This is a genomic window from Roseinatronobacter ekhonensis (genome assembly GCF_900499075.1).
Classification (GTDB): Bacteria; Pseudomonadota; Alphaproteobacteria; order Rhodobacterales; family Rhodobacteraceae; genus Roseinatronobacter; species Roseinatronobacter ekhonensis.
Genome location: NZ_UIHC01000006.1, coordinates 77,695 through 104,089, shown reverse-complemented (window position 1 = coordinate 104,089; position 26,395 = coordinate 77,695). Strand labels below are relative to the sequence as shown.

At 61.7% G+C, this 26,395-nt stretch carries 20 protein-coding genes; 9 read left to right on the top strand and 11 right to left on the bottom strand.

Annotated elements, in window-relative coordinates:
* Nucleotides 1–65: 65 nt before the first annotated feature.
* The 6 genes from ROE7235_RS04645 to dnaE form a co-directional block, all read right to left on the bottom strand.
* Nucleotides 66–881: a 3-deoxy-manno-octulosonate cytidylyltransferase gene (locus ROE7235_RS04645; protein WP_121093506.1), complete on the bottom strand. Its 816-nt coding sequence runs from the start codon at nucleotides 879–881 to the stop codon at nucleotides 66–68.
* Nucleotides 878–1,714, bottom strand: a complete 837-nt coding sequence (kdsA, locus tag ROE7235_RS04640; RefSeq protein WP_121093505.1) for a 3-deoxy-8-phosphooctulonate synthase — start codon at nucleotides 1,712–1,714, stop codon at nucleotides 878–880. The genes ROE7235_RS04645 and kdsA overlap by 4 nt, the downstream gene beginning before the upstream one ends.
* A 74-nt stretch (nucleotides 1,715–1,788) precedes the next feature.
* Entirely contained in the window at nucleotides 1,789–2,397 is a 609-nt protein-coding gene (locus tag ROE7235_RS04635; RefSeq protein ID WP_121093504.1) for a hypothetical protein, read from the bottom strand.
* A 21-nt stretch (nucleotides 2,398–2,418) separates the two neighbouring features.
* Nucleotides 2,419–3,465 carry a phosphotransferase family protein gene (locus ROE7235_RS04630; RefSeq protein WP_121093503.1) on the bottom strand — a complete coding sequence of 349 codons (1,047 nt, stop codon included), beginning with the start codon at nucleotides 3,463–3,465 and terminating at the stop codon, nucleotides 2,419–2,421.
* A gap of 135 nt (nucleotides 3,466–3,600) precedes the next feature.
* Nucleotides 3,601–4,008, bottom strand: coding sequence for a hypothetical protein (locus ROE7235_RS04625; RefSeq protein WP_121093502.1), 408 nt, complete (start codon nucleotides 4,006–4,008; stop codon nucleotides 3,601–3,603).
* An 862-nt stretch (nucleotides 4,009–4,870) separates the two neighbouring features.
* On the bottom strand, nucleotides 4,871–8,308 hold the full coding sequence (gene dnaE, locus ROE7235_RS04620) for a DNA polymerase III subunit alpha (RefSeq protein ID WP_121093501.1): 3,438 nt from the start codon (nucleotides 8,306–8,308) through the stop codon (nucleotides 4,871–4,873).
* A 162-nt stretch (nucleotides 8,309–8,470) separates the two neighbouring features.
* On the opposite strand from dnaE, the gene ROE7235_RS04615 reads away from it, so the two are divergent.
* The 5 genes from ROE7235_RS04615 to ROE7235_RS04595 all read left to right on the top strand — a co-directional run bounded on the left by ROE7235_RS04615 (nucleotide 8,471) and on the right by ROE7235_RS04595 (nucleotide 13,820).
* The gene (locus tag ROE7235_RS04615; RefSeq protein WP_121093544.1) at nucleotides 8,471–10,003 is read left to right on the top strand and encodes an ABC transporter ATP-binding protein; all 1,533 of its coding nucleotides are present in this window, start codon (nucleotides 8,471–8,473) and stop codon (nucleotides 10,001–10,003) included.
* Nucleotides 10,000–11,085: an ABC transporter permease gene (locus tag ROE7235_RS04610; RefSeq protein ID WP_121093500.1), complete on the top strand. Its 1,086-nt coding sequence runs from the start codon at nucleotides 10,000–10,002 to the stop codon at nucleotides 11,083–11,085. Before ROE7235_RS04615 ends, ROE7235_RS04610 begins: the two co-directional genes overlap by 4 nt.
* Nucleotides 11,082–12,014 (top strand): ABC transporter permease, encoded by a 933-nt coding sequence (locus tag ROE7235_RS04605; RefSeq protein WP_121093499.1) that lies wholly within the window; start codon nucleotides 11,082–11,084, stop codon nucleotides 12,012–12,014. Before ROE7235_RS04610 ends, ROE7235_RS04605 begins: the two co-directional genes overlap by 4 nt.
* A gap of 35 nt (nucleotides 12,015–12,049) precedes the next feature.
* Entirely contained in the window at nucleotides 12,050–13,126 is a 1,077-nt protein-coding gene (locus tag ROE7235_RS04600; RefSeq protein ID WP_121093498.1) for a BMP family ABC transporter substrate-binding protein, read from the top strand.
* Between the two features lie 97 nt (nucleotides 13,127–13,223).
* Entirely contained in the window at nucleotides 13,224–13,820 is a 597-nt protein-coding gene (locus ROE7235_RS04595; protein ID WP_121093543.1) for an HD domain-containing protein, read from the top strand.
* Here the strand turns inward: ROE7235_RS04595 and dnaJ are convergent.
* The 4 genes from dnaJ to ROE7235_RS04575 form a co-directional block, all read right to left on the bottom strand.
* Nucleotides 13,817–14,974 carry a molecular chaperone DnaJ gene (gene dnaJ, locus ROE7235_RS04590; protein ID WP_121093497.1) on the bottom strand — a complete coding sequence of 386 codons (1,158 nt, stop codon included), beginning with the start codon at nucleotides 14,972–14,974 and terminating at the stop codon, nucleotides 13,817–13,819. The genes ROE7235_RS04595 and dnaJ overlap by 4 nt on opposite strands.
* 72 nt (nucleotides 14,975–15,046) lie before the next feature.
* A complete protein-coding gene (gene dnaK, locus ROE7235_RS04585; protein ID WP_121093542.1) occupies nucleotides 15,047–16,963 on the bottom strand; it encodes a molecular chaperone DnaK in 1,917 nt (638 codons plus the stop codon).
* 167 nt (nucleotides 16,964–17,130) lie between these two features.
* Nucleotides 17,131–19,137, bottom strand: coding sequence for a M3 family metallopeptidase (locus ROE7235_RS04580; protein ID WP_121093496.1), 2,007 nt, complete (start codon nucleotides 19,135–19,137; stop codon nucleotides 17,131–17,133).
* Nucleotides 19,138–19,215: 78 nt separating this feature from the next.
* Complete coding sequence (locus tag ROE7235_RS04575; protein ID WP_121093495.1) at nucleotides 19,216–20,514, bottom strand: MFS transporter; 1,299 nt, start codon at nucleotides 20,512–20,514, stop codon at nucleotides 19,216–19,218.
* A gap of 205 nt (nucleotides 20,515–20,719) precedes the next feature.
* Between ROE7235_RS04575 and ROE7235_RS04570 the strand changes: the two genes are divergently transcribed.
* The 4 genes from ROE7235_RS04570 to ROE7235_RS04555 all read left to right on the top strand — a co-directional run bounded on the left by ROE7235_RS04570 (nucleotide 20,720) and on the right by ROE7235_RS04555 (nucleotide 23,827).
* Entirely contained in the window at nucleotides 20,720–21,760 is a 1,041-nt protein-coding gene (locus ROE7235_RS04570; RefSeq protein WP_121093494.1) for a type III polyketide synthase, read from the top strand.
* Nucleotides 21,757–22,245 carry an isoprenylcysteine carboxyl methyltransferase family protein gene (locus tag ROE7235_RS04565; protein ID WP_121093493.1) on the top strand — a complete coding sequence of 163 codons (489 nt, stop codon included), beginning with the start codon at nucleotides 21,757–21,759 and terminating at the stop codon, nucleotides 22,243–22,245. Before ROE7235_RS04570 ends, ROE7235_RS04565 begins: the two co-directional genes overlap by 4 nt.
* A gap of 136 nt (nucleotides 22,246–22,381) precedes the next feature.
* Complete coding sequence (locus ROE7235_RS04560; RefSeq protein ID WP_121093492.1) at nucleotides 22,382–22,861, top strand: DUF6622 family protein; 480 nt, start codon at nucleotides 22,382–22,384, stop codon at nucleotides 22,859–22,861.
* A gap of 72 nt (nucleotides 22,862–22,933) precedes the next feature.
* Entirely contained in the window at nucleotides 22,934–23,827 is an 894-nt protein-coding gene (locus ROE7235_RS04555) for an NAD-dependent epimerase/dehydratase family protein (RefSeq protein WP_121093491.1), read from the top strand.
* Nucleotides 23,828–23,830: 3 nt separating this feature from the next.
* Here ROE7235_RS04555 and ROE7235_RS04550 read toward each other — a convergent pair whose 3' ends face one another.
* The gene (locus ROE7235_RS04550; RefSeq protein WP_121093490.1) at nucleotides 23,831–26,329 is read right to left on the bottom strand and encodes a GcvT family protein; all 2,499 of its coding nucleotides are present in this window, start codon (nucleotides 26,327–26,329) and stop codon (nucleotides 23,831–23,833) included.
* Nucleotides 26,330–26,395: the final 66 nt, after the last annotated feature.

The following is a 26,395-nucleotide window of genomic DNA, read 5'->3' as shown; positions in this document are numbered from 1 at the left end:
AAGGCTCCCGTCATAGTGGTCCGGCTTTCAAGTGTCTACGCACAGATGATCTGCCTGCACCCAGCTCAAGGCCAGCCCATCTTGGCCAGATACCCTTCGATCAATGCCGTGTCGGACGGGTTGTTCAACTCCCAGAACACAGCACCGGGGGCGGTTACTTCGACCACGCGCACCGGGTGGCCGTTTTCCAAAAAGCGCAACTGCTCCAACCCTTCAAGCGTTTCCAGCGGGCCGGTATCCCAGCCCATATACGCGTCCAGCGCGGTGCGGCGATAGGCATATAGGCCGACATGATGAAACACGGGGACGACACCATCGACCACGCCCCGACCATTGGTAAAGGGGATGACCTCTTTCGAGAAGTAAAGCGCCTGCCCCAGTTGGTCCGCCACCACCGTCGTCGCGCCGACACGACCCGCCGCGCGGTCGGCGATGAAATTCGCCACCGCATCGGCGTCGCAGCGCAAAACGGGCGTGGCGATTCCGCAGGCCGGGTCAGCCTGCATCGCCTGCACCAGCGCAGTCACGAAATGCGGCGGTGTCAGCGGCGCGTCGCCTTGCAGATTGACAATGATCTCTGCGTCGATGCCAGCGCTCTGCACCGCCTCGGCCACCCGTTCGGTACCGTTGCGGCAGCCCTCGGATGTCATGATAACGTCGGCGCCAATGCGCGCGGCCTCGTCGGCGATCCGGCTGTCATCGGTCGCCACATGCAGCGTCGCGGCCAGTCCCATGTCGCGCATCGCCGCGCGCCCTGCCTCGACCGAGCGTTCCAGCAGGGTTTTCACCTGCCCCGACGCGCCCAGCAGCGGGGCCAGCGGTTTGGCCGGAAACCGGGTAGAGGCATAGCGCGCCGGGATGATGATGGCGATGTCATTCATGCGGCAAGCCCCTTGGCAAGCGCATCGAACGCGCGCAACTGCGCGATCAGAGCTTCCATCTGGTCCACCGGTATCATGTTGGGGCCGTCAGAGGGGGCGCTGTCCGGGTCTTCATGCGTTTCAATGAACAGCGCTGATACGCCCACGGCACAGGCCGCCCGCGCCAGCACCGGCGCAAATTCGCGCTGTCCGCCAGACGTGGTTCCCTGCCCGCCGGGTTGCTGCACCGAATGGGTAGCGTCAAACACCACCGGAAAGCCCGTCTGCGCCATGATCGGCAACCCGCGAAAGTCGCTGACCAGCGTGTTGTAGCCAAAGGACGTGCCCCGCTCGCACAGCATGACGCGCGTGTTGCCGGTCGAGGTAATCTTGGCCGCGACGTTAGCCATGTCCCAAGGCGCCAGAAACTGCCCTTTTTTGACATTAATCGCCGCACCCGTTTCGCCCGCCGCCAACAACAGATCGGTCTGGCGGCACAGAAAGGCCGGTATCTGCAACACGTCGCAAGCTTCGGCCGCGGGCGCGCATTGGCGGGCGTCATGCACATCTGTCAGAACGGGGCAGCCGAATTCGTCGCGAATTTTCGACAAGATCGAAAGCCCCTCTTCCATCCCAAGCCCGCGCGCAGTGCTCAGAGAGGACCGGTTCGCCTTGTCATAGCTCGCCTTGAAAATAAACTGCGTGCCAGTGGGCGCGCAGGCGGCGGCGATCCGCTCTGCCATCATGCGGGCATGGTCCAGACTCTCAAGCTGGCACGGGCCGGTGATCAGGGCAATCGGGGCCTTGCCCCCGATCTGGAAATCGCCGACGGAAACGGTGTGTGCAGTGCTCATGGGGCGCGTCCTTTGTCAGTTGCCCCGTTTTGTGGCGCATGACAGGACTTGTCCAGCCCGGAGTGGTGCCCAGGTCAGCGTTCCAGAAAGCTGCTTTCGAAATTCAACCGGATGAAGCCGCGAAATGTCTCATGGTGGAACCAGGCGGTATCGCGCACCAGCTTGTTCACGTCGATGCCCAATGCGCGGCCCTGAACATAGTGTTCTTCGGCGTCCAACGCGGTGGCCGGGCGCAAATTGCCGAAATGCTCGGGCATAGCCGCAACAAAGCCATCAATCGCACGGGCCTGCATGGCATGCGCATCCTGCACCGCTTGCACGGCGAAGGCGGGGTCGACATCGCCTGACCGGGCGCGCCGCAGAAGGCGGCATTCATAGGTCTGTCCCGCGATACGGGGTGTTTTCGCGCCATCCTCCGGCTCTGTCGGAAAGATGGAGCCGTCCACGCACAGCCCGCAATTTGCACAAACATCCGGCGCAGTGGTCTGGGCGGCGGGTGCCGGATCCGCGCTGGCCGCAATGTCTGGCTCTGACAGGTCGGCGCTGAAATCCATCGCATCGAAATGGGCCGCGAATTCGGCTGTAAACCATTCGGCAAGCGGACGCCCTTCGACGCCGCCGTTGTAATAGGTGTCCGTCCAGCCGATTTTATTGGCGGTGCGGGTGAGTTGCAAAGTGGTCATGCGGGCGTTCCTTGTGTTTTCTCAGGCGCACTCGGCCAGCGGCGCCAATTCGCCCGCGACCTCTTCGAACATGGGCAGAAGTGGCGCCGTCAGCCGACTGCGCTCTGCAAAATACATCGCGACATGGCATAGCTGGATCGCGAAATCCGGGTGCAGGCCCACATCGTCGCGGGCGACCACCTTGCGCTTGGATTTCCAGCCGCGCTTGGCCACCTCTGACTGCATAAGTTGCAGGCGTTGCAACGCATGGAACACCGTATACAGCGATAGCTGGTCCAGCCATTCGTCGCGCTGGTGCGGCGTGTCGGGGTCGTAGGCATCGCGCACCATCTCGAACATGGTTTGTGGGTCCATGGGCCAACTTTCATCGGCGATCAGCCATGCGAAATCCTCTGCCCCATGGCGCAATCCGCAATATTCGAAATCGAACCAGCGTAATTTGCCCGTCGCATCCAGCGCCGCATTGCCCGACCGGCAATCCCATTTCACAAATTGCGTCGGCTCGACTGTCAGGGCTTCTATTACCTTGAAGCGGTTAAAGCCCTTGCCCATCCGTGCGCCCTGCTTTTCCAGTTTGCGCACGGCATTCACGAACCGTGTCACCCAGGGCCGCGAGGCCCCGAGCGGCGGCATATACTTGTGCATCTCGGCGGCGCGCGCGGCGCGGTGCAGGGTAAACAACCCCTCAACCGCCTTGGCAGCGGTTGCTTCACGTGCGGTCTTGTCGCCTTCGAACATGGCCACGTTAAGGCGTCGTTGTCCGGCATCAGACTGGAATAGCACATCGTCGGTCAGGCCCAGACAGCGCGGCATGGAGTCACAAGTCGCACCCATTTTCCGCAATGCAAATGCTTCGATCCGCGTGCGACGGAAATCGTCGCGGCAACTGGCGATGGCAGTCGTGTCACCCAAGTGAACACGGTAGCTGGCGCGGTAGCTGCCACCCGGCGTGCTGATGCTTGTCAGCCGATCTCCGAACAAGGACTGCGCCGCGCTGTGTACGCGCCGGAACCGCGTCGCGTCTTCCTTGTCCATGTCCATTCGCTTGATGGTGTGTTCAATATCCATATCGCACCTCTGCTGGGCCTATACTGCCAAGAGGCCAAAAGATCGTGGCGAAAGAAGGACCGCGACGTGGCAGGGACCGGACAAAATGAAACCGCCCGGCGCATGGCCGGGCGGTAACGTGTCAGTCAGGATCGTTCAGCACCACCAGCCGTGGTCGTCGTCGTCATCCTCGTCGTCCTTGTCGGGATGATCGTCCTCGTCGGGATCGTCCCCGCCAAGCAGCGCGGCGTAATCATCATCCTCCGACTTTGGTTCCAGCGACAGGTTGCCCTTGTCATCCTCGACCAGGTTATAGTCGTAGTATGCCTCGTTGCCATCGGCATCGGTGCCAACCACCGTGACCTGCGTGACCTCGCCAATCTCGATGCCCTTTTCTTCCAGATCGGCCAGAACCGTCTCTTCGGCCTCTTCCAGCGGGATTTCGTCAAAGGCGGTGCCTTCCGGCATCTGTACTTCGACCACCTGCGCCCAGCCTTCAGGCGTCAGTTCACTGGTCGTACCGTCATCGTTGACCGTGCTGTAGAAGAACTTGACCTTGGACACATCGGTGCCGTCATTGTTATGACCGCCGCCGGAACCACGGCTACCACGCGAGCCCCGGCTACCGCATGAGCCTTTGCTACCACGTGATCCCCGGCTGCCACGCGAGCCTTTGCTACCACGCGATCCACGGCTACCACGCGAGCCTGATCCCTTATGACCGCGCGAACCACGGCTACCGCGCGATCCCCGGCTGCCACGCGAGCCTTTGCTGCCACGCGAGCCTTTGCTGCCACGCGATCCACGGCTACCACGCGAGCCTGATCCCTTGTGACCGCGCGAACCACGGCTGCCGCGTGATCCCCGGCTGCCACGCGAGCCTTTGCTGCCACGCGAACCACGGCTACCACGCGAACCCGATCCCTTGTGACCGCGCGATCCACGGCTACCACGCGAGCCAGATCCCTTGTGACCGCGCGAACCACGGCTGCCACGCGAGCCAGATCCCTTGTGACCGCGCGAACCACGGCTGCCACGCGAGCCTTTGCTGCCCCGCGAGCCCGATCCTTTATCGCCAGACGTTCCCGCCCCGCGCTCGTCATCATTCTTGCTGTTCCAGGCGTTTTTCCAGTTACCGCCCCAGTTGAAAAATTTAAAAGACATCGTCGCGTTCCTTTCACATTTCCGTCACAACCACGCACTGCGGCGTTAAGAAATGCTTAAGGGCAAATTGCGGCATTCTGGCTCGCTCATGGCCCAACTCTGGCCAAAATTCGCAAATTTTTCTGAGCGTTATCTTTGAATTCGAAACAGTTAGGCCAATCGCTGATTTCTAGATCGCCCTTGTGAAACAAAATAACGGGCCAGTTTTATACGTGGATAGAGCCGCAGACGTGAGCATCGCATCGACGACTCGGCCGAATCATTACATTTCCTCGACCAGAACCACACCGTCGAGCGACTTTACCGCCCCTTTCACTTCGGGCGTGATGGCATATAGCTGGCCCGTGTCGATATCGTATTCCTGCCCGCGCTCGGGATCGGTCACGCAAAACCACAGCGGACCGCGCGTGCGCCCGGTGCCGTAGCGCCCCAGCAGTTTGGCAACGGCCCCAATAGCTGACGGGTCGGCCACATGCACACGCAAGCCCGCAGCGCCGGCATCCGCCACGACAGCGTCAATCGGCTGAATGCCGCGTGCCAGCAGTTTCAGCGTGTCGGCTTCCATCGTTGCCTCGACCGAAAGGACAACGTTCTGCCCCGGCTCCAGATAGTCGCGCCCGGCTTCAAGGGCCTCGGAAAATACCGTTACCTCATACAAACCTGTCTGATCGGATAGCTGCACAAAGGCAAAGCGGTTGCCGCGTGCCGATTTGCGCTCTTGTCGGGACGACACGGCCCCTGCGATCTTGGCCACGATACCGCCGCCGACGGCTTTCTTCTCGATCTCGGCCAGCGTCATGACCTTCTTGCGCTTCAGCGCGCCCGCGTAATCATCCAGCGGGTGGCCCGACAGGTAGAACCCGATGGCCTGATGCTCACCCGCAAGCCGCTCTATCGGCAACCAGTCATCCACCTGCGCCATGCGCGGCTCTGGAATGTCGGTCCCCGCCTCGCCAAAGAGCGAGACCTGATTGGACGCGCGCGCCTCGAACACCGCCGCGGAATAGGTGACAAGCCCGTCCAGACTGTCGAACACGCGGCGGCGGTTGCGGTCCAACTGGTCGAACGCCCCCGCGCGCGCCAGCATTTCCAGCGCGCGTTTGCCGACGCGTTTCAGGTCCACCCGGCGGGCCATGTCGAACAGCGTGGCAAAGGGTTTGTCGCCGCGCCCCTCCACCAGCAGGCGCATGGCATCAACACCGACGTTCTTCAATGCGCCCAAGCCGTAGACCAGCGCCCCGTCCTTCACATCGAACCGCGCGCGCGACCGGTTCACACAAGGCGGGATGACGGCAATGTTCAGGCGGTCCACCTCGCGCTTATAGACCGCCAGCTTTTCGGTCAGATGAATATCGCAATTCATCACACCTGCCATGAACTCGACCGGGTAATTCGCCTTCAGATAGGCGGTCTGGTAGCTGACCACGGCATAAGCGGCGGCGTGCGATTTGTTGAACCCGTAATTGGCGAATTTCTCCAGCAGGTCGAAAACCTCGCCCGCCTTTTTCTCATCCACTCCGTTTTCAATCGCGCCCTTCACGAATTTCGGGCGCTCCTTGGCCATTTCCTCGGCGATCTTCTTACCCATGGCACGGCGCAACAGGTCCGCGCCGCCAAGCGAATAGCCCGCCATGACCTGCGCGATTTGCATCACTTGTTCTTGGTAAACGATGATGCCTTGGGTTTCTTCAAGGATATGGTCAATCGAGGGGTGGATGGATTCGAGCGCCTTCTGCCCGTTCTTCACCTCGCAATAGGTCGGAATATTCTCCATCGGGCCGGGGCGATACAGCGCCACAAGCGCCACGATGTCTTCGATGCAGGTGGGTTTCATGCGGCGCAGCGCGTCCATCATGCCCGTGCTTTCCACCTGAAACACGGCCACGGTGCGGGCGCTGGCATATAGCTTGTAGGTCGCCTCGTCATCCAGCGGAATGTGAGAGATATCCAGATCCACCCCGCGCCGTTTCAGCAGGTCCAGCGCGTTCTGGATCACGGTCAGGGTCTTCAAGCCCAGAAAGTCGAACTTCACAAGCCCGGCCTGTTCGACCCATTTCATGTTGAACTGCGTGGCGGGCATATCGGACCGGGGATCGCGATACAGCGGCACCAACTGGTCCAGCGGACGGTCGCCGATGACGACACCGGCGGCGTGGGTAGAGGCGTTGCGCAGCAGCCCTTCGACCTTTTGCGCATGGGTCAGCAAGCGGTCGACCACCTCTTCCGACTTCGCCATCTCGCGCAGCCGCGGCTCATCGGCCAAGGCTTTTTCAATGCTGACGGGTTTGACCCCTTCGACCGGGATCATCTTGGACAGCTTGTCGACCTGCCCGAACGGCAATTGCAGCACGCGGCCCACATCGCGCACGGCGGCCTTGGACAGCAAAGCGCCGAAGGTGATGATCTGGCCCACCTTGTCATGGCCGTATCTGTCTTGGGTGTAGCGGATCACCTCTTCACGGCGGTCCATGCAAAAGTCGATGTCGAAATCGGGCATGGATACACGTTCGGGGTTCAGGAACCGCTCGAACAACAGCGCGTAGCGCAACGGGTCCAGATCGGTGATGGTCAGCGCATAGGCCACAAGGCTGCCCGCGCCGGACCCACGACCGGGACCGACGGGGATATCCTGTTCCTTGGCCCATTTGATGAAATCGGCCACGATCAGGAAATAGCCGGGAAAGCCCATGCCTTCGATGATGCCCAGCTCAAACTCCAGCCGCTTCTCGTAATCCTCGACCGGGGCGGCATGGGGGATGACAGACAGTCGCGCGGCCAGCCCCTCGCGGGCCTGACGGCGCAATTCCTCGACCTCGTCCTCGGCAAAGCGCGGCAGGATGGGCGCGCGCTTCTCTGCCTTATAGGCGCAACGGCGCGCAATCTCGACGGTGTTGTCCAACGCTTCGGGCAGATCGGCGAACAGCGCCGCCATTTCCTCTGGCGATTTCAGGTAGTGCTGCGGCGTCAGGCGCCGGCGAGGCGCGGCCTGATCGACATAGGCACCTTCTTTTATGCACAACAGCGCGTCATGCGCCTGATACATGTCGGCCTTGGGGAAATAGACATCATTGGTCGCGACCAAAGGCAGGCCCATTTCGTAGGCCATCTCGACAAAGGGGCGCTCGGTGACGCGCTCGGCCTCCATCATCTGGCCGTCCTCACCCGCGTGGCGTTGCAATTCGATATACAGACGGTCCGGGAAGGCGCGCGCCAGCCGCTCCAACAGCGCGCGCGCTTTGGGCATCTGGTTGGTCTGCACCAGCCGGCCCAGCGCACCATCGGCACCGCCGGTCAGGCAGATCACACCGTCTGAATGCGCCTCCAGCTCTTCCAGCGTGACCTGCGGGACGGGGCGGTCTGTGGGTAGATACAGGCAGGAATTGAGCGCCATGAGGTTCGCATATCCCGCTTCCGACTGCGCCAGCAGCACCAATGGCGCGGGCATACGCAGCTTTTCGCCCGGCGCGGGCGGGTCATAGGCCAGCGACACCTGACATCCCAGAATCGGCTGCACACCTAGCCCCGACGCCAGAACCGAAAACTCCAGCGCCGCGAACATATTGTCAGTATCCGTCACCGCAATTGCCGGAAACCCCTTCTCGGCGCAGGTTTTCACCAGTTTTTTCAGCGGCACCGCGCCCTCTAGCAACGAATACTCGGTATGGGTGCGCAGATGTATGAAACGGGGGGTGTTGGTCATCCCCACACTCTAGTCCGGCAGTTCAGAACGCGAAAGACGGAATGGCGATCTTGCGGGCAGTTCTTTGCCACGGGGGACAAATTCGCAGCTTTCGCTTGCCTCTCGCGCGGCGGCGCGGTTTGTTGTGTGACGGTTCCGGCAAAGCAGGGGTTTCTCACCATCATGTCTACAACCACGCCACTATTGCAGATTTCTGGCCTGACAAAGGCCTATCCCGGCGTTGTGGCCAATGATGACGTGTCCTTTGATATCGGCGCAGGCCAGATCCATGCGCTGCTGGGCGAGAATGGTGCGGGCAAATCTACGCTGGTCAAGATGATCTACGGGCTGGTCAAACCCGACCGGGGTGATATGCGGCTGCGTGGGAACGCCTATGCGCCCGTCCAGCCATCCGACGCACGCAAAAGCGGCATTGCCATGGTGTTCCAGCATTTCAGCCTGTTCGATGCGCTGGATGTGGCCGAGAACGTGGCGCTTGGCATGGAAAACCCGCCACCGCTGCGCGATCTGGCAACCCGCATTCGCGACGTGTCAGAGGCTTACGGACTGCCGCTGGACCCGTCGCGCCTGGTCGGCGAACTGTCGGCGGGCGAACGGCAGCGGGTCGAGATTATCCGCTGCCTGCTACAAGACCCGAAGCTGCTGATCATGGATGAACCTACCAGCGTGCTGACCCCGCAAGAGGTGGACATCCTGTTTCGCACCTTGCGCAAGCTGTCGGAAGAGGGCACGGCGATCCTGTATATCAGCCACAAGCTGGAAGAAATCCGCAGCCTGTGTTCCGAAGCGACCATTCTGCGCGGTGGGCAGAAGGTCGCAACCTGCGACCCGCGTGAGAAATCTGCGCGCGCGTTGGCCGAACTGATGGTTGGCCAGTTACTGACACCGCCCGAACGCGCCGCCCGGGCGACCGGCGATGTGGTTTTGCAGGTGGACGGGCTGTCGCTGAAGTCGAACAACCCGTTCGGCACATCGTTGAAAGATATCAATTTCGCCCTGCGCGCGGGTGAGGTTCTGGGCATTGCCGGGGTCGCGGGCAACGGTCAGGATGAACTGTTGTTGGTGCTCTCTGGCGAACTGGCCAGCCCATCCGACCGCGTGCGCCTGCTGGGCCAGCCCGTGGGGCATCTGGGCCCGAACGGTCGGCGTGGCTTGGGCCTTGTCGCAGCGCCCGAAGAACGGCTGGGCCACGCCGCCGCCCCGGATATGAGCCTGACGGAAAATGCTTACCTGTCAGGCGCGGGCCGGAAAGAACTGGTGAAAAACGGCTTTATCGACTGGGGCAAGTCGCGCGACTTTGCCGAAAGCGTTATCGCACGGTTCGACGTGCGCACGCCGGGGCCGCACGTGGTGGCGCGGGCGCTGTCGGGCGGGAATTTGCAGAAATTCGTCATCGGGCGCGAAATCGAACAGGCCCCTGCCGTGATTATCGTGAACCAACCCACTTGGGGCGTGGATGCCAGCGCCGCCGCGACCATTCGTCAGGCGCTGCTGGACCTTGCGGCGCAAGGTGCGGGTGTGGTGGTCATCTCTCAAGACCTCGACGAGTTGCTGGAAGTCGCCGACAGTTTCGCCGCCCTGAACGAGGGCCGCCTTAGCGCGCCCCGTCCGGCGCGCGGGCTGACGGTGGACCAGATCGGGCTGATGATGGGTGGTGCGCATGACCTGCACGCGCCAGAAGGAGCGGACGCATGATCCAGCTGGAAAAACGGCTGGCGCCGTCGAAACGCGCGCAATACCTGAACCCGTTTCTGGCCGTCGCCCTGACAATGGTCGCGGGCGGGCTGATGTTCGCGGTCCTTGGCAAAGACCCGCTGGCCGCGATCCGGCTGATCTTTTTCGATCCCATCTTCTCGGAACAGTTCGGCAGCTACTCGCGCCCGCAACTGTTGATCAAATCCGCGCCGCTGATCCTGATCGCCGTGGGGCTGGCCATAGGCTTCCGCGCCGGTATCTGGAATATCGGGGCGGAAGGGCAATACATCATAGGCGCATTGTGCGGCGCGGGCGTGGCGCTCGCGTTCTACCCCATGGAAGGCTGGTTCATCTTTCCACTGATGGTCGTCGCCGGGGCGCTGGGTGGGTTTTTATGGGCCATGATCCCGGCCATTCTGAAGACCCGTTTCAACACCAACGAAATCCTTGTGTCGCTCTTGTTGGTCTATGTGGCCGAAAAGCTGCTGGCAGGCATGGCGCTGGGTTTATTGCGCAACCCCGACGTGGCGGGCTTTCCCGGATCGCGCGATTTGCGGCGCTATGAGAGCGCGCATAATGCCGATCTGATCGCCAATACCGGAATGCATTGGGGTGTGGTTGCCGCCATGATCGCTGTGATCCTCGCCTACGTCATGATGACACGGCACAGCCTTGGCTACCAGGTGCGGCTGGCGGGGCAAGCCCCACGCGCGGCGCGGTTTGCCGGTGTCTCGCCCACGCGGCTGGTTGTCGTCTGTTTCGGAATTGCCGGTGTGCTTGCGGGGCTGGCAGGCATGTTCGAGGTCAGCGGACCATCCGGTCAAGTTCGCATCGACTTCGCCAGCGGCTACGGCTTTACTGCCATCATCGTGGCGTTTCTTGGCCGCTTGAACCCCATCGGCATTGTGTTGGCGGGGCTTTTGCTGGGCTTGACCTATATCGGCGGCGAACTGAGCCAGATGATGCTGCAACTGCCCGGCGCGGCCATTCAGGTGTTTCAGGGGATGCTTCTGTTCTTCCTGCTGGCGCTGGATTTCCAGACAAATTATCGGCTGAAACTGACGAAAGGGGCGCGCGCATGATCCTTGGGTCCATTCAACCGGCCGTGCTGATCGCAGCTTTGATGGTAGCGGCCACGCCCATTCTGCTGGCGGCAATTGGCGAATTGGTTGTCGAAAAGGCAGGCGTGCTGAACCTTGGCGTCGAGGGCATGATGATCCTTGGAGCGGTCGCGGGCTTTATCGTGGCGGTGCAGACCGGCAACCCGACGCTGGGCTTTATCGGAGCCGCCGTCGCGGGTGGCGTTCTGGCGTTGTTATTCGCACTGCTTACGCAGGTGCTTATGGCCAATCAGGTCGCATCCGGCCTTGCGCTGACCCTGTTCGGGCTGGGATTGTCGGCGCTGCTGGGGCAATCCTATGTCGGCATATCGCCCCCGCGCACGCCCAAACTAGACCTTGGGCCGCTCTCGGATATTCCGTTTCTGGGCCGCGCGTTTTTCAGCCATGACGCGCTGGTCTATGTGGCCATCGCCATCGTGATCGGCGTCTTGTGGTTCCTGAAATACAGCCGCGCCGGGCTGATCCTGCGCGCGGTGGGCGAAAACCATGACGCGGCGCACGGTCTGGGCTACCATGTCAAACGCGTGCGCGCGCTGGCCATCATGTTCGGCGGTGCCTGCGCGGGTTTGGGCGGGGCCTACCTGTCGCTGATCCGCGTGCCGCAATGGACCGAAGGCATGACCGCAGGCGCGGGCTGGATCGCACTCGCGCTGGTTGTGTTCGCAAGCTGGCGGCCCTTTCGCGCGCTGGCCGGTGCCTATCTGTTCGGCGGAATCGTCGTATTGCAACTGAATCTGCAAGCGGCAGGCGTCAAGATACCCGTCGAATACTTGTCAATGTCGCCTTACCTGATAACCATCATTGTGCTTGTGTTCATATCGTCGGGCAAAGCGCGCGGGTCGCTGAATGCACCCGGATCGCTGAACCGGCCTTTCCACGCCTCGGGCTGAGGCATTTTGCTGCCACAACAGGGAGAACCACCCAAATGACCCTTAAGACCATCCTCGGCGCGGCCACCGCGCTCGGCTTGGCGCTTGCCGCCCCCGCTTTTGCCCAAGACCAGACCAAGGTCGGCTTTATCTATGTCGGGCCCATCGGCGACCACGGCTGGAGCTATACCCATGACCAGGGCCGTCTGGCAGTCGAAGCCGAATTCGGCGACGCGGTGGAAACCACCTATGTCGAAACCGTGGCCGAAGGCCCGGACGCAGAGCGTGTGATGACGCAGATGGCGCTTGGCGGTGCCGACATCATTTTCGCCACGTCCTTTGGCTACGGCCCGGAAATGAACAATGTCGCGGAACGCTTCCCCGACATCAAGTTCGAGCACGCGACCGGCTACATTCAGGAACAGCCGAATGTCGCGCTATATAACGCGCGCTTCTACGAGGGCCGCGCCGTGATCGGCCACATCGCGGGCAAGATGAACGAAAGCAACAAGGTCGGCTACATCGCGTCCTTCCCGATCCCCGAGGTGATCATGGGCATCAACGCAGCCTATCTTGCTGCGAAAGCCGTGAACCCCGATGTCGAATTCTCGATCATCTGGGCCTATTCCTGGTATGATCCCGCGCAGGAAGCCGCTGCCGCCGAAGCGCTGATCGAACAGGGCGCGGACATCATCATGCAGCACACCGATTCCACCGCTCCGTTGACGGTTGCGCAGGATGCGGGCGTGATGGGTTTTGGCCAAGCGTCTGACATGTCGGGGTTTGCGCCAGAGGCACACCTGACCGGTATCGTCGACGTCTGGGCGCCCTATTACATTGAGCGGGTTCAGGCCGTGATGGATGGCACCTGGGAGCCAGTCAATGTCTGGCACGGCATCGACGAAGGCATGGTCGGCTTTGCCCCCTTCAACGACAAGATCCCGGCAGAGCTGGTCGCCGAGGCTGAAGGCATGATCGCCGCGATTGCCGATGGCAGCTACCACCCGTTCACCGGCCCGATCAACCGTCAGGACGGCACGCCTTGGCTGGCCGAAGGCGAAGTGGCCGATGACGGCACATTGCTGGGCATGGATTTCTATGTCGAAGGGATCACCTCGGAAATCCCGAACTGATCCTATATCATCCAGCGAAGCCCCCGACGCCAGGTCGGGGGCTTTTGCATATGCGCAATTGGCGCTAAGGGTGGCGCAGAACCGTCCGAGGATGAAAATGCCCCCTGCCCCACCCCGCGCTTGGCAACGTATGCTTTCTGGCCGCAGGCTGGACCTGCTGGACCCGACGCCTGTTGACATAGAGATTGAGGACATCGCCCACGGCCTTGCCTTTGTCGCGCGTTGGAACGGGCAGACCATGGGGGACTGGCCCTATTCTGTGGCCGAGCATTCATTGCTGGTGGAGCGGATTTTTTCCCAAAGCACAAAGCAACCGGACCCGCGCTGGCAACTGGCAGCTCTGCTGCACGACGCCCCGGAATATGTGATCGGTGACATGATTTCGCCGGTCAAGGCGGCGGTCGGGCCGGGCTATGGCACGTTGGATGCGCGGCTGAGCGCGGCAATCCATATTCGTTTCGGATTGCCCGCCGTGCTGCCCGTGGCGATTAAACGCAAGATAAAGGCCGCGGATAAAGTCTCTGCTTGGCTGGAAGCGACACAGATCGCCGGGTTCTCCGAGCCGGAAGCAAACCGATTTTTCGGCCGTCCGGACCCTGACATGCTGCAAGGATTGGCGTTGAACCTGACCCCGCCCGCGGATGCGCGCGCGCGCTTTCTGGCGCGCCACGCCGAATTGCTGAAGCAGCTTTAACCCTTCATCCCGTCCCAGAACCCTTTGACCTTGTCAAAGAAGCTACTGCTTTCGGGGTTATTCTCGGCGCTCAGCTTCTCGAATTCTTCCAGCAGCTCTTTCTGGCGGGCTGTCAGGTTGACGGGGGTTTCCACCGCCAGTTCGATCAGCATATCGCCATTTCCCGACCCGCGCAGCGCAGGCATGCCCTTGCCACGCAGCCGCATCTGGCGGCCCGACTGGCTACCCGCTGGCACCTTGACCCGCGAGCGCCCGCCTTCGATGGTCGGCACCTCGACCTCGCCGCCAAGGGCTGCACGCGCGACGCTGACGGGCACGCGGCAAAACAGGTCCATGGCGTCGCGCTTGAACAGCGCATGTTCAGCGACATTGACGAAGATATACAAGTCGCCCGCTGGTCCGCCGCGCAAGCCCGCTTCGCCTTCGCCCGACAGGCGGATGCGGGTCCCGGTTTCAACCCCGGCGGGGATGTTGACCGACAGGTTCGCCTCTTTTTCCTTGCGGCCAGCACCGCCACACGCCTTGCACGGGTTCTTTACAATCTGACCTGCGCCGCCACATGTCGGGCAGGTGCGTTCCACGGTGAAAAAGCCCTGTTGGGCGCGCACTTTGCCCATGCCAGAGCAAGTCGGGCAAGTGACGGGTTCAGCGCCGCCTTCGGCACCGGTGCCTTCGCAGGATTCGCATTCCGACAAGCGCGGCACGCGAATGGTCTTGCGAGTGCCCGAATATGCCTCTTCCAGCGTGACGCGCATATTGTAGCGCAGGTCGGACCCGCGGCTGGCACGCGACCGGCCACCGCCGCCACGCCCGCCGACGAAATCGCCGAACAGGTCTTCGAACACATCAGAAAAAGCGCTGGCGAAATCACCGTTGCCGCCTCCGAAACCGGGATGGCCGCCACCGCGCTGACCGGCCCCCATGCCCCCGTCAAACGCAGCATGCCCGTACCGATCATAGGCGGCCTTACGCTCGGGGTCTTTCAGTGCGTCATAGGCTTCGTTGACTTCCTTGAACTGCGCTTCGGCATTGGGGTTATCCGCATTGCGATCCGGGTGCAGTTCTTTCGCCTTTTTGCGATAGGCTTTTTTGATCTCATCCGCCGATGCGGACCGGCTGACGCCCAGCAGGTCGTAGAAATCTGGCTTGGCCATGGCTGTGGACTCCGAACAAGGGGAACCGGCCCGACCTTGGTCAGACCGGTCCTGTTTGGTGATCAGGCAGGCTTATTTACGCTTGCCGTCTTCGAGATCTTCGAAATCGGCATCGACGATGTCTTGGTCGACATCGCGCGGGCCGTCATCTTCCGGAGTCTCTTCACCTTCGGCCTTTTCCGCCTGCGCCTTGTAGATCGCCTCGCCCAGTTTCATGGACGCTTCGGTCACGTTCTGGATGCCGGATTTGATCTTGCCTGCATCCTCACCTTCGAGCGAGTCCTTCAGCGCGACAATGGCCAGTTCAATCGCCTCGACCGTGGTCGGGTCAACCTTGTCCTTGTAGTCTTCGAGCGATTTCTCGGTCGAATGGATCAGGCTTTCGGCCTGGTTCTTGGCTTCGACCAGTTCGCGGCGTTCCTTGTCAGCCTCGGCATTCGCCTCGGCATCCTGCACCATTTTCTCGATGTCAGCATCCGACAGACCGCCCGATGCCTGAATGGTGATCTTCTGCTCGCGGCCCGTGCCCTTGTCCTTTGCGGACACGTTCACAATGCCGTTCGCGTCAATATCGAACGCCACTTCAATCTGTGGCATACCGCGCGGTGCGGGTGGAATCTCTTCCAGATTGAACTGGCCCAGCATCTTGTTATCTGCCGCCATTTCGCGCTCGCCTTGGAACACGCGAATGGTCACGGCGTTCTGGTGGTCTTCTGCGGTGCTGAACACCTGGCTTTTCTTGGTCGGGATCGTCGTGTTGCGGTCGATCAGGCGGGTAAACACGCCACCCAAGGTTTCAATCCCCAAGCTCAGCGGAGTCACGTCCAGCAGGACCACGTCTTTCACGTCGCCTTGCAACACACCGGCCTGAATAGCGGCACCCATGGCCACCACTTCGTCGGGGTTCACACCTTTATGGGCGTCTTTGCCAAAGAAGTTGGTAACTTCTTCGCTCACCTTGGGCATGCGGGTCATGCCGCCGACAAGGATGACCTCGTCGATGTCGCCTTTGGACAGGCCAGCATCTTTCAGCGCCGCGGCGCATGGCTTCAACGAGTTCTTGATCAGGTCGCCCACCAGCGATTCCAGCTTTGCCCGCGTCAGCTTCATGACCATGTGCAGGGGCTGGCCGGTGTTTTTATCCATGCTGATGAACGGCTGGTTGATCTCTGTCTGCTGCGAAGATGACAGCTCGATCTTGGCCTTTTCCGCCGCTTCTTTCAGGCGTTGCAGCGCCATCTTGTCGGCGGTCAGATCGACCCCGTTCTCTTTCTTGAACTCGGACGCAAGGTAGTTGACGATCCGCATGTCGAAATCTTCACCACCAAGGAACGTATCCCCGTTAGTCGATTTCACCTCGAACAGGCCATCGTCGATTTCCAGGATGGTAATGTCGAACGTGCCGCCACCAAGGTCATAGACGGCGATGGTCCTGCTCTCCTTCTTGTCCAGACCATAGGCCAGCGCCGCCGCAGTCGGCTCGTTAATGATACGCAGCACTTCCAGACCGGCAATCTTGCCCGCGTCCTTCGTGGCTTGGCGCTGTGCGTCGTTGAAATAGGCGGGCACAGTAATAACCGCTTGCGTGACCTTTTCGCCAAGATAGCTTTCAGCGGTTTCCTTCATCTTTTGCAGAATGAAGGCCGAGACCTGGCTGGGGCTGTATGTCTCGCCGCGTGCTTCGACCCATGCGTCGCCATTGCCGCCATTCACGATGGAATAGGGCACAAGGTTCTTGTCCTTCTCGACCTCTGCATCGGTCAGGCGGCGCCCGATCAGGCGCTTGACGGCATAGACCGTGTTGGTCGGGTTGGTCACGGCCTGACGCTTGGCGGGCTGGCCGACAAGGCGCTCGTCTTCCGTGAATGCCACGATGGACGGCGTCGTGCGCGCGCCCTCGGCATTTTCAATAACGCGGGCTTGGCTACCATCCATGATGGCAACGCAAGAGTTGGTTGTCCCAAGGTCGATACCGATGACTTTGGCCATGTGCTTCATCCTCTTCTTCAAGCGATGGGGCAGAGAGGTCCGCAAAGGCCCCTGCCTGCCCGAATTTCGGCCCTGTCGGGCGCTTGATCGCTATATAGGTAGGGGTTTTGGGGGCTGCAACCGTCACGGCTTTGTCAAATACAAGAAACCCCCTAAAAACTGCGCAATCAGGCCGCCAATCCCCGACCACGCAACAGCGCATCCACCCCCGGCATACGCCCGCGAAACGCGGTATAGAGCGTCTCTGCCTCTGCGCTGCCCCCAGCCGACAGAATAAAGCGCTCCAGCTTTTCCGCAGTATCGGGGTCGAAAGCATCCCCCGCTTCGCGAAATGCGTCAAAGGCGTCGGCATCCATCACTTCGGACCACATGTAGCTGTAATAGCCGCTGGAATACCCATCGCCGGAAAACACATGCGCGAATTGTGGCGTGGCATGACGCATGCGAATGGCCTGCGGCATCCCCAGCGCATCAAGCACCTCGGCCTGTTTCTGCATCGGGTCGGATGGCGGCGGACCTGCGTGAAACTCCAGATCCACCAAGGCAGAGGCGATATACTCAACCGTCGCAAACCCCAGATCGAAATTCTGCGCGCCCAGAAGGCGGTCAAGCAGATCCTGCGGCATCGGTTCGCCTGTCGTGACATGACGGGCATGTTCGGCCAGCACGCCGGGCACCTCCAGCCAATGCTCGAATAGCTGGCTGGGCAGTTCAACAAAATCACGCGCAACAGAGGTGCCGGAAATGAAGCCATGCGTTACATCCGACAGCATCTGGTGCAGCGCGTGACCGAATTCGTGAAACAACGTGCGCGCATCGTCATAGGACAGAAGCGCCGGGTCGCCCTTGGCGAAGTTGCAGATATTGACCACGACAGGGCGGACCTCGCCGCCCAGCTTGCGCTGGCTGCGCATGGTGGAACACCACGCGCCCGACCGTTTAGACCCGCGTGCAAAATAGTCGCCGATGAACACGGCCATGTGGCGACCGTTTCGTGTCACCTCCCACGCGCGGGCGTCGGGGTGATACAGCGGCACATCCAGCGGGCGGAATTCCAGCCCGAGCAGGCGGTGCGCACAGTCGAAGGCTGCCGCGATCATGTTGTCCAGACTCAGGTAAGGCTTCAGCGTGGCCTCGTCCAAGTCATGCTCTGCGCGGCGCAGTTTTTCCGCATAATAGCGCCAGTCCCAAGGCTGCAATGGGCCGGTCTGGCCGTCGGCTTGCAGCATCGCCTCCAGCTTGGCGGCGTCTTCCATCGCGGTCGCGCGTGCGGGTTGCCAGACCTGCGTCAGCAGATTGCGCACCGCGTCCGGTGTGCCGGCCATTTCGGTTTCCAGCTTGTAATCGGCAAAGGTTTCATAGCCCAGCAGCTTGGCGCGTTCGGACCGAAGGGCCAGCACCTCTGCGGCAATGGCGCGGTTGTCCGTGTCACCCCCATTCGCGCCGCGTGCTGTCCACGCGCTATAGGCGCGTTCGCGCAGGTCACGGCGGTTTGAAAATTGCAGGAACGGCACGATCAGCGACCGTGACAGGGTGATGACATGACCATCCAGCCCGCGTTCCTCTGCCGCTGCCCGGGCGCTGGAGATCACGAAATCCGGCAAGCCCGACAGGTCATCAAGCGGCATATGCCAGCCGCGCTCATCCCCAAGCAGGTTCTGGGTGAATTGCGTGCCAAGGCTGGCAAGGCGGGATTTGACCTCTGTCAGGCGGGTTGCGTCCGCGCCCTCCAGCGCTGCGCCTGCGCGCACGAACATCCGTCGATACAGCATCAGCACCCGCGCTTGTTCCGCATCCAGCCCAAGGCTGTCACGGGCGTGCCACAACGTCTCGACCCGGTCGAACAGGGCGCGGTTATTCACGATCTCGGACGAATAGGCCGACAGTTTGGGCGAAAGATCGCGCTGCAAGTCTTCGCGTGCGGGCGTGCTGTCTGCGCCCGCCAGGTTGAAGAACACACCCGCCACGCGGTCTAAAAGCGCATCCGCCTGCTCCATCGCCTCTATGGTGTTGGCGTAGCTGGGGGCGTCCGCCATCTGGGCAATCGCGGCATAGGCGGCACGACCCTCGGCCATCGCGGCGTCGAACGCGGGGGCGAAATCGGCATCGGTGATTTCTGCGAATGGCGGCAGTTGAAAGTCACTCTGCCAGTCGGCCAGAAGCGGGTTGGTCATGATCGGCCCTTTGCATGCTAGGTTGTCTGGCAAGCTAGGGCCGATGCGTCACGGGTTCAACGCGCAACTTGCGGTTTGCTACGGGCGCGCGCCGTCCTCGGCAGTCTCATTCTCGGCAGCTTCCATCTCCGCTGCCTCTGCTTCGGCATTCTCGGCAGACCAGACTGCCGCCGCCTCTACCGCCACGGCGGATGCGGTGGGCAGGACGCCCAGATAACTGTCGGTTTCTGTCGCCGGAACCGCCGCGCGCTGGGTCATGCGATACAGCGCATAGAGCGCGATTGACGCAAAGGTCACGCCCATCACCAGCCAGAACGCCATCGGCCCCAGTTGCTCCATGGCAGCACCTGCCACAAGCGGCCCGACGATCGCGCCCGATCCGAAGGTGAACACCAATCCACCAGAGGCCGCTGCCATATCCTCTGGCGCCAGCGTGTCATTGGTATAGGCCAAGAACAGCGCATACAGCGGGGTTGTGACACCCCCCGCGAAAAATGCCGACAGCATCAGGAACCAAAATCCGCCATCCGTGACCCAACCGACGGCGCAGAACCCTGCACCAATCAGCGATGCGCCCACGATCAACTTGCGCCGGTCCATCCGGTCCGACAGCCAGCCTATTGGGTATTGCAGCAGCAGCGCCCCCGCGAAAAGCATGGCCACGAATAGCGCAATCTGTCCGGCGCCCAAGCCAAGCTCGCTGCCAAAGACCGCGCCCATGCCCGATTGCGTTGCATAGACAGCCCCGAGCAGGAATATCCCAACCGTTCCCAACGGGGAGCCGGTGAACAACTGCCTAAGCGACATCGGTCGCAACACTTCGGCTGCGGGAACAGGTGTGGCCGATAGCAGAATCGGGGCAAAGGACACTGACACCAGAATGGACGCACCTATAAACAGTGCGGAACTGGCGGCGTCGCCAAAAGATAGCAGCCCCTGCGCGCCGATAATCCCCAAGGTCTGCGCGATCATGTAGGCCGACAGGATCTTGCCACGTGTCTCGTTTGTGGCGGCGTTGTTCAGCCAGCTTTCCGCCGCCACATAGATACCGGACATGCAAAACCCGATCAGGATGCGCAGAATTGTCCAGGCCCAAGGCTCTGCCAGCAGCGGGAATGCGATCAGCCCCGCCGACATGAAGCTGCCCAGCGCCGCAAAAACCCGCACATGCCCGACACGGCGGATCAGCACGGGCGTGTAGCGCGCACCCGACAGGAAGCCCACGAAATAGCCGGATGTAACGATTGACAATTCAAGCGCCGAGAACCCCTCGACCCCGCCGCGCAGGCCGATCAGCGTGAAATGCATGCCATTGCCCAGCATGATCAGCACGATGCCCAGCAACAGGGCCCAGACGCCGGAAAAGACCTGAAACATGGTGCTCCCTTTCGACATGCCTGCGGAGAATGCTCGCGCATCTTATCGCATGTCGCAACGCAGCATATTTTTGCTGCAACGCCGCATAATGGTCCGAGACCGACATATGCCGCGAAACTTCTCTGGACAGTGCCGCGTTCGCAGCGCATGGCAAGGTCTCTTGACCGCGCTAACTAAGCCTTATGCGCGCAGAGGAGCACAGGATATGACGGTCTCACTTCTCGGGCTTGGCTGCGTTGTGCCGCAGCACGAATTGCCCCAGACCGTGGCCGAAGAGACCGCGCGGGCCTTGCTTGGACCACGCTACCCTGAATTTGAACGAATCGCCCCCAGTTTTGCCGCATCAGGCGTGGACACGCGCTATTGCGTGGTCCCGATTGACTGGTTTTCGCATGACAAACGCTGGAGCGCGCGCAACGCCGCCTATCTGGACGGCGCGACCGAACTATTCATCCGCGCGGCCCGCGCGGCGCTGGACAGTTCCGGGCTGCGCGCGGACCAGATTGATACGGTTGTGACCGTGTCGACCACCGGCATCGCCACCCCCAGTCTGGATGCGCGCGCCCATGCCGATATGGGGTTTCGGCCCGATATACAGCGCGTTCCCGTATTCGGGTTGGGGTGTGCCGGCGGTGTCAGCGGGTTGGCGCTGGCGCAACGTCTTGCGCTTGCCGCGCCGGGGTCGAATGTGCTGGTGGTCGCGGTGGAAACCTGCTCGCTCTCATTCCGCACGGACAGGATGCAAAAGGCCGATATCATCGCCACCGTGCTGTTTGGCGACGGGGCGGCGGCGGCGGTTTTGTCCACGGACGGGGCGGGGCCGCAGATCGGGGCGGGCCAACAGGTGCTTTGGCCCGATACCCTGGATATCATGGGTTGGGACGTGGATGATGTGGGGCTGGGCGTGGTGTTTGACCGCTCCATCCCCGGTTTCGTCACGCAGCATATACACCGCGCCGCCCATCAGGCGATGGATCGCGCCGGTCTGCAAGCGGATCAGATTGACCGTTTCGTCTGCCATCCGGGTGGCGCAAAGGTCGTCACAGCGCTTGAAACCGCTCTGGGTTTACCCAATGGCGTTCTGGACCACGAACGCGAGATACTTCGCCAGTTTGGCAACATGTCCGCGCCCACGGTTTTGTTCGTTCTGGATCGGCTGTTGTCAGAGCGCGCACAGGGGCAGTTCATGCTCGCCGCGCTTGGCCCCGGCTTTACCGCATCCTTCCTGCCTGTGAGCGTGCCATGACCCCTGCCATCCTGTTTCTTGCGTTCATCATCGTGCAACGCCTGTCCGAACTGGTGATCGCCAAACGCAACACCGCGCGGCTGCTGGCGCAAGGCGCGGCCGAGCATGGTGCGGGGCATTACCCGGTAATGGTCGCCATGCACACGGGCTGGATCGCGGCGCTGGTGGTGTTCGGCTGGGATAATCCGGTGTCTTGGCCATGGCTGGCGGTGTTCGTGCTGTTGCAGGTGTTCCGCGTCTGGATACTGGCCACACTGGGGCCGCGCTGGACCACGCGCATCATCGTGCTGCCCAAACCCTTGGTGGCGCGCGGACCGTTTCGATTTATGCGCCACCCGAACTATGCGCTGGTGGTGACAGAGATCATTGTCGCCCCAATGGTGCTCGGGCTGGTCTGGGTCGCCGTCCTCTGGACGGTGCTGAACGCGGCAATGCTCTGGGTGCGCATCCGGGCCGAGGACCGCGCGCTGGCGCCCCTGCGCTAGCCCGTCATTCGCGCATCGTGAATGGTGAGGACCGTTGGCGGCGCATGCCGCACGTCGCTCACGCATAGCCGCTGGTTCGATCAACGAACACAGAGCAAGGATCTGGGCATAGTCCTCAAAACCGGAGCCCGTTTCCATGTTCACGACCATTCTGTCCGCGATTCCCCTCTGGGTATTTCCATTGCTCTTTGGCCTTGTCTGGCTGGGGTCACGCGCCAGCAAATCGCGCGCCGTTTCGTCATGGCTGGTATATGCGTTGCCCATGCTGGGTCTGTTGTCGCTGACTGCTGCGCAGGGGCTGGCGCAGGCGGAAACGGCGCTGACCGCGATGGCGGTGGCCTATATCGCGGGCGCGCTGTGGGGCTACCGGGCGCAGGCCGCATGGGTCATCCGGCGCGACGCGCGCCGCGTGCATCTGCGCGGCGAATGGGTGACGATGGTCACGATCCTGTCGCTGTTCATTCTGAACTTTGCGACGGGTATCGTTCAGGGCATGGCCCCCGCACTGGCCGAAGGCGCAACCTTTGCGCTTGGCTTCGGTCTGCTTGCGGGCGTTCTGTCGGGCAGCCTGATGGGCCGCGCGCTGCGTGTCGCGCGCTGGCCCGTGGCCGCGTGACCGGCAGTGCTTGTTGCCCAAGGGGTCAACAGGCTATGTCGGGGCAAACAGCACTGACCCAAGGGGAAAACCATGCGCATTCTGTTTACTGGCGGCTCTGGCAAGGCGGGACGCCACGCCATCGCCTATCTGCTCGCACAGGGGCACCGGGTGCTGAATGTCGATCTGACGCCGCTGGACATGGATGGCGTCGACAACCGCATGGCTGATATTGCCGATGCCGGGCAGATGTTCGACGTCATGGCCAGCTATGCGGGGTTCGACGAGCTGGACCCCGGCACAGGTGTTCCGCGTTTCGATGCCGTGGTGCATTTCGCCGCTGTCCCACGCATTCTGCTGAAAACCGACAATGAGTGCTTTCGCGTAAACACGCTGGGCACCTATAACGTGCTGGATGCCGCGCTGAAAATGGGCGTGCGCAAGGTGATCTTCGCGTCATCGGAAACGACTTACGGTATCTGCTTTGCCGATGGAGAGCGCAAGCCCGACTACCTGCCCATAGACGAAGAGCACCCGACCATTCCCGAAGACAGCTACGCCATGTCCAAGGTCGTGAACGAGGCCACCGCGCGGTCCTTCCAGCGCCGTACAGGCGCGGATATCTACGGGCTGCGTATCAACAACGTGGTCGAGCCGCACGAATACGCGCGTGACTTTCCGGGCTATGTTGCCAATCCGGCCAGCCGTCGACGCAATATCTTCGCCTATATCGACGCGCGCGATCTGGGGCATATGGTGGACTGTTGCTTGCGCGTGGACAGGCTGGGGTATCAGGTGTTCAACGTCGCCAATGACACGCATTCGGTGGGTATGAAGACCGACGACCTGCTTGCAGAGTTTTATGCGGGCGTGCCGGTCACACGCGCGCTCGGGCCGGAGGAAAGCTTCTATTCCAACGCCAAGGCAAAGAAAATGCTGGGGTTTTCACCCCAGCATAATGATTGGCGCAGCCTTTTGGCGGGCTAGCGATTAGCCGTCCTTGCGGATGGTCGCGTTCGTCGGGTCATAGGGGCTGTCACAAGTGACGGTCGCGTCCCACAACTCATTGAACATGCGCACTTTCAGCTTGGTCCCCTCGACCGCAAGGTCGGGGCGGACGTAGCCCATGCCGATGGATTTGCCGAACGCCACCGAATACCCGCCAGAGGTCAGACGGCCCACCTTGGTGTCGCCCTCATACAGCGCCTCGCGGCCCCACGGGTCGGCACCCTCTGGCCCGTCAATCAGCAGCGTGCAGCATTTGGACCGCACGCCGGTCGCTTCCATCGCGGCCTTGCCGTGAAAGTCTTTCGACATGTCGATGAAGCGCGGCAGATCCGCTTCCATCGGCGTCGCGTCGCGGCCCAGTTCGTTGCCGAAGGCACGGTAGGATTTTTCCTGCCGCAGCCAGTTCTGCGCCCGCGCGCCGACAAGTTTCAGACCGACATCCTCACCCGCGCTCATCAACTGATCGAACAGGTAGGTCTGCATCTCTATCGGATGGTGCAGCTCCCAACCCAGCTCGCCGGTGTAGGCCACGCGCACGGCACGCACGGGGCACATGCCTAGCTCGATGTTACGCATGGACAGCCACGGGAAGCGCTTGTTCGACAGCGCTGTGGCGGGGTCGGCATCCTTGCCCAGCTTGCCCAGCAGATCGCGCGATTTCGGACCGGCAACCGCGAATACACCCCATTGCGTGGTGACATCGTGAATGTCGATCCAGCCGAATTCGGCCATCTTGTCCTCTGCCGCCCTGCGCATGAAATCGCTGTCATACGCGGTCCACGCCCCGGATGAGATCAGGTAGTACTCATGTTCTGCCAGCCGCACGATGGTGTATTCGGTGCGCGTGGTGCCCGCTTCGGTCAGCGCATAGGTCAGGTTGATGCGGCCCACCTTGGGCAGCTTGTTGCAGGTGAACCAGTCGAGGAACTGCGTTGCGCCCGGCCCGCGCACAAGGTGCTTGGTAAAGGCCGTCGCGTCGATCATGCCCACGCCGGTCCGGATGGCTTTCGCCTCTTCGACCGCGTATTGCCACCAGCCGCCCCGGCGGAAGCTGCGGCTGTCATGGTCGAACCCTTCGGGCGCATCCTTCGGGCCGAAATAGTTGGGCCGTTCCCAGCCGTTCACGCAGCCGAATTGCGCGCCGCGCGCTTTCACACGGTCGTAGCACGGCGCGGTACGCAGCGGGCGGCAGGCTTCGCGTTCTTCATCCGGGTGGTGCAGGATATAGATGTGCGAATAGGCTTCCTCGTTCTTGCGCGCAGCGTATTCCGTGGTGGTCCAGTCGCCGAAGCGGCGCGGGTCAAGGCTGGCCATGTCGATCTCGGCCTCGCCTTCGACCATCATCTGCGCCAGATAATACCCGGTGCCACCGGCGGCGGTGATCCCGAAGCTGAACCCTTCGGCCAGCCACATGTTGCGCAGGCCCGGCACCGGCCCGACCAGCGGGTTGCCGTCGGGGGTGTAGCAGATCGGGCCGTTGAAATCGGCCTTCAGCCCGGCGGTTTCCGAGGTGGGCAGCCGGTGGATCATGGACATGTATTCTTCTTCGATCCGCTCCAGGTCGAGCGGGAAAAGGTCGGCGCGGAAGCTGTCGGGCACCCCGTATTCGAACCGCGCGGGCGCGCCGTACTCATACGGCCCCAGCATCCAGCCACCGCGTTCTTCGCGGACATACCATTTGGCGTCGGCATCGCGCAGGACCGGATGCTCGCCATTTTGCTTGCGCCATTCCAGCAAGGCCGGGTCAGGTTCGGTGCAGATATACTGATGCTCGACCGGGATCGCGGGGATCTTGATACCCAGCAGTTTGGCCGTGCGCTGCGAATGGTTGCCCGTGGCGGTTACAACATGTTCCGCGTGAATGATAATCTGCTCATCCGACGGGATCAGGTTGCCACCCTTTTCCACCATCTTTGTGCAGGTCACGTCCCAGTGCTGGCCTGTCCAGCGATACCCGTCGACCTGCCACTTGCGCTCTATGGTCACACCGCGCAGACGCGCGCCCTTGGCCATGGCCATGGTCACATCGGCGGGGTTTATATACCCATCGGTCGGGTGGTAGATCGCGCCTTTCAGATCGTCGGTATGCACCAACGGATACTTGTCCTTGATCTGCTGCGGCGTCATCCACTCATAGGGGATGCCCACGGTTTCCGCCGTGGAGGCATAGAGCATGAACTCATCCATCCGCTCTGCAGTCTGCGCCATACGCAGGTTGCCGACGACGGAAAAGCCCGCGTTCAAGCCGGTCTCTTCTTCCAGCGTCTTGTAGTATTTCACCGAGTAGTCGTGAATGTGGCTGGCGGCATAGCTCATGTTGAACAGCGGCAACAGGCCAGCGGAATGCCAGGTCGATCCGGCGGTCAGCTCGTCGCGTTCCAGCAAAAGGATGTCTTTCCAGCCCGCTTTTGCAAGATGATAGGCTACAGAGGCCCCGATGGCCCCGCCGCCGACGACAAGAGCTTTGACATGGGTTTGCATGGGCGCGGACTCCGGCAAGGTGAAACTTGCGCCCTCAATCGCAAATCAGCGCGGCTGTGGGCCATG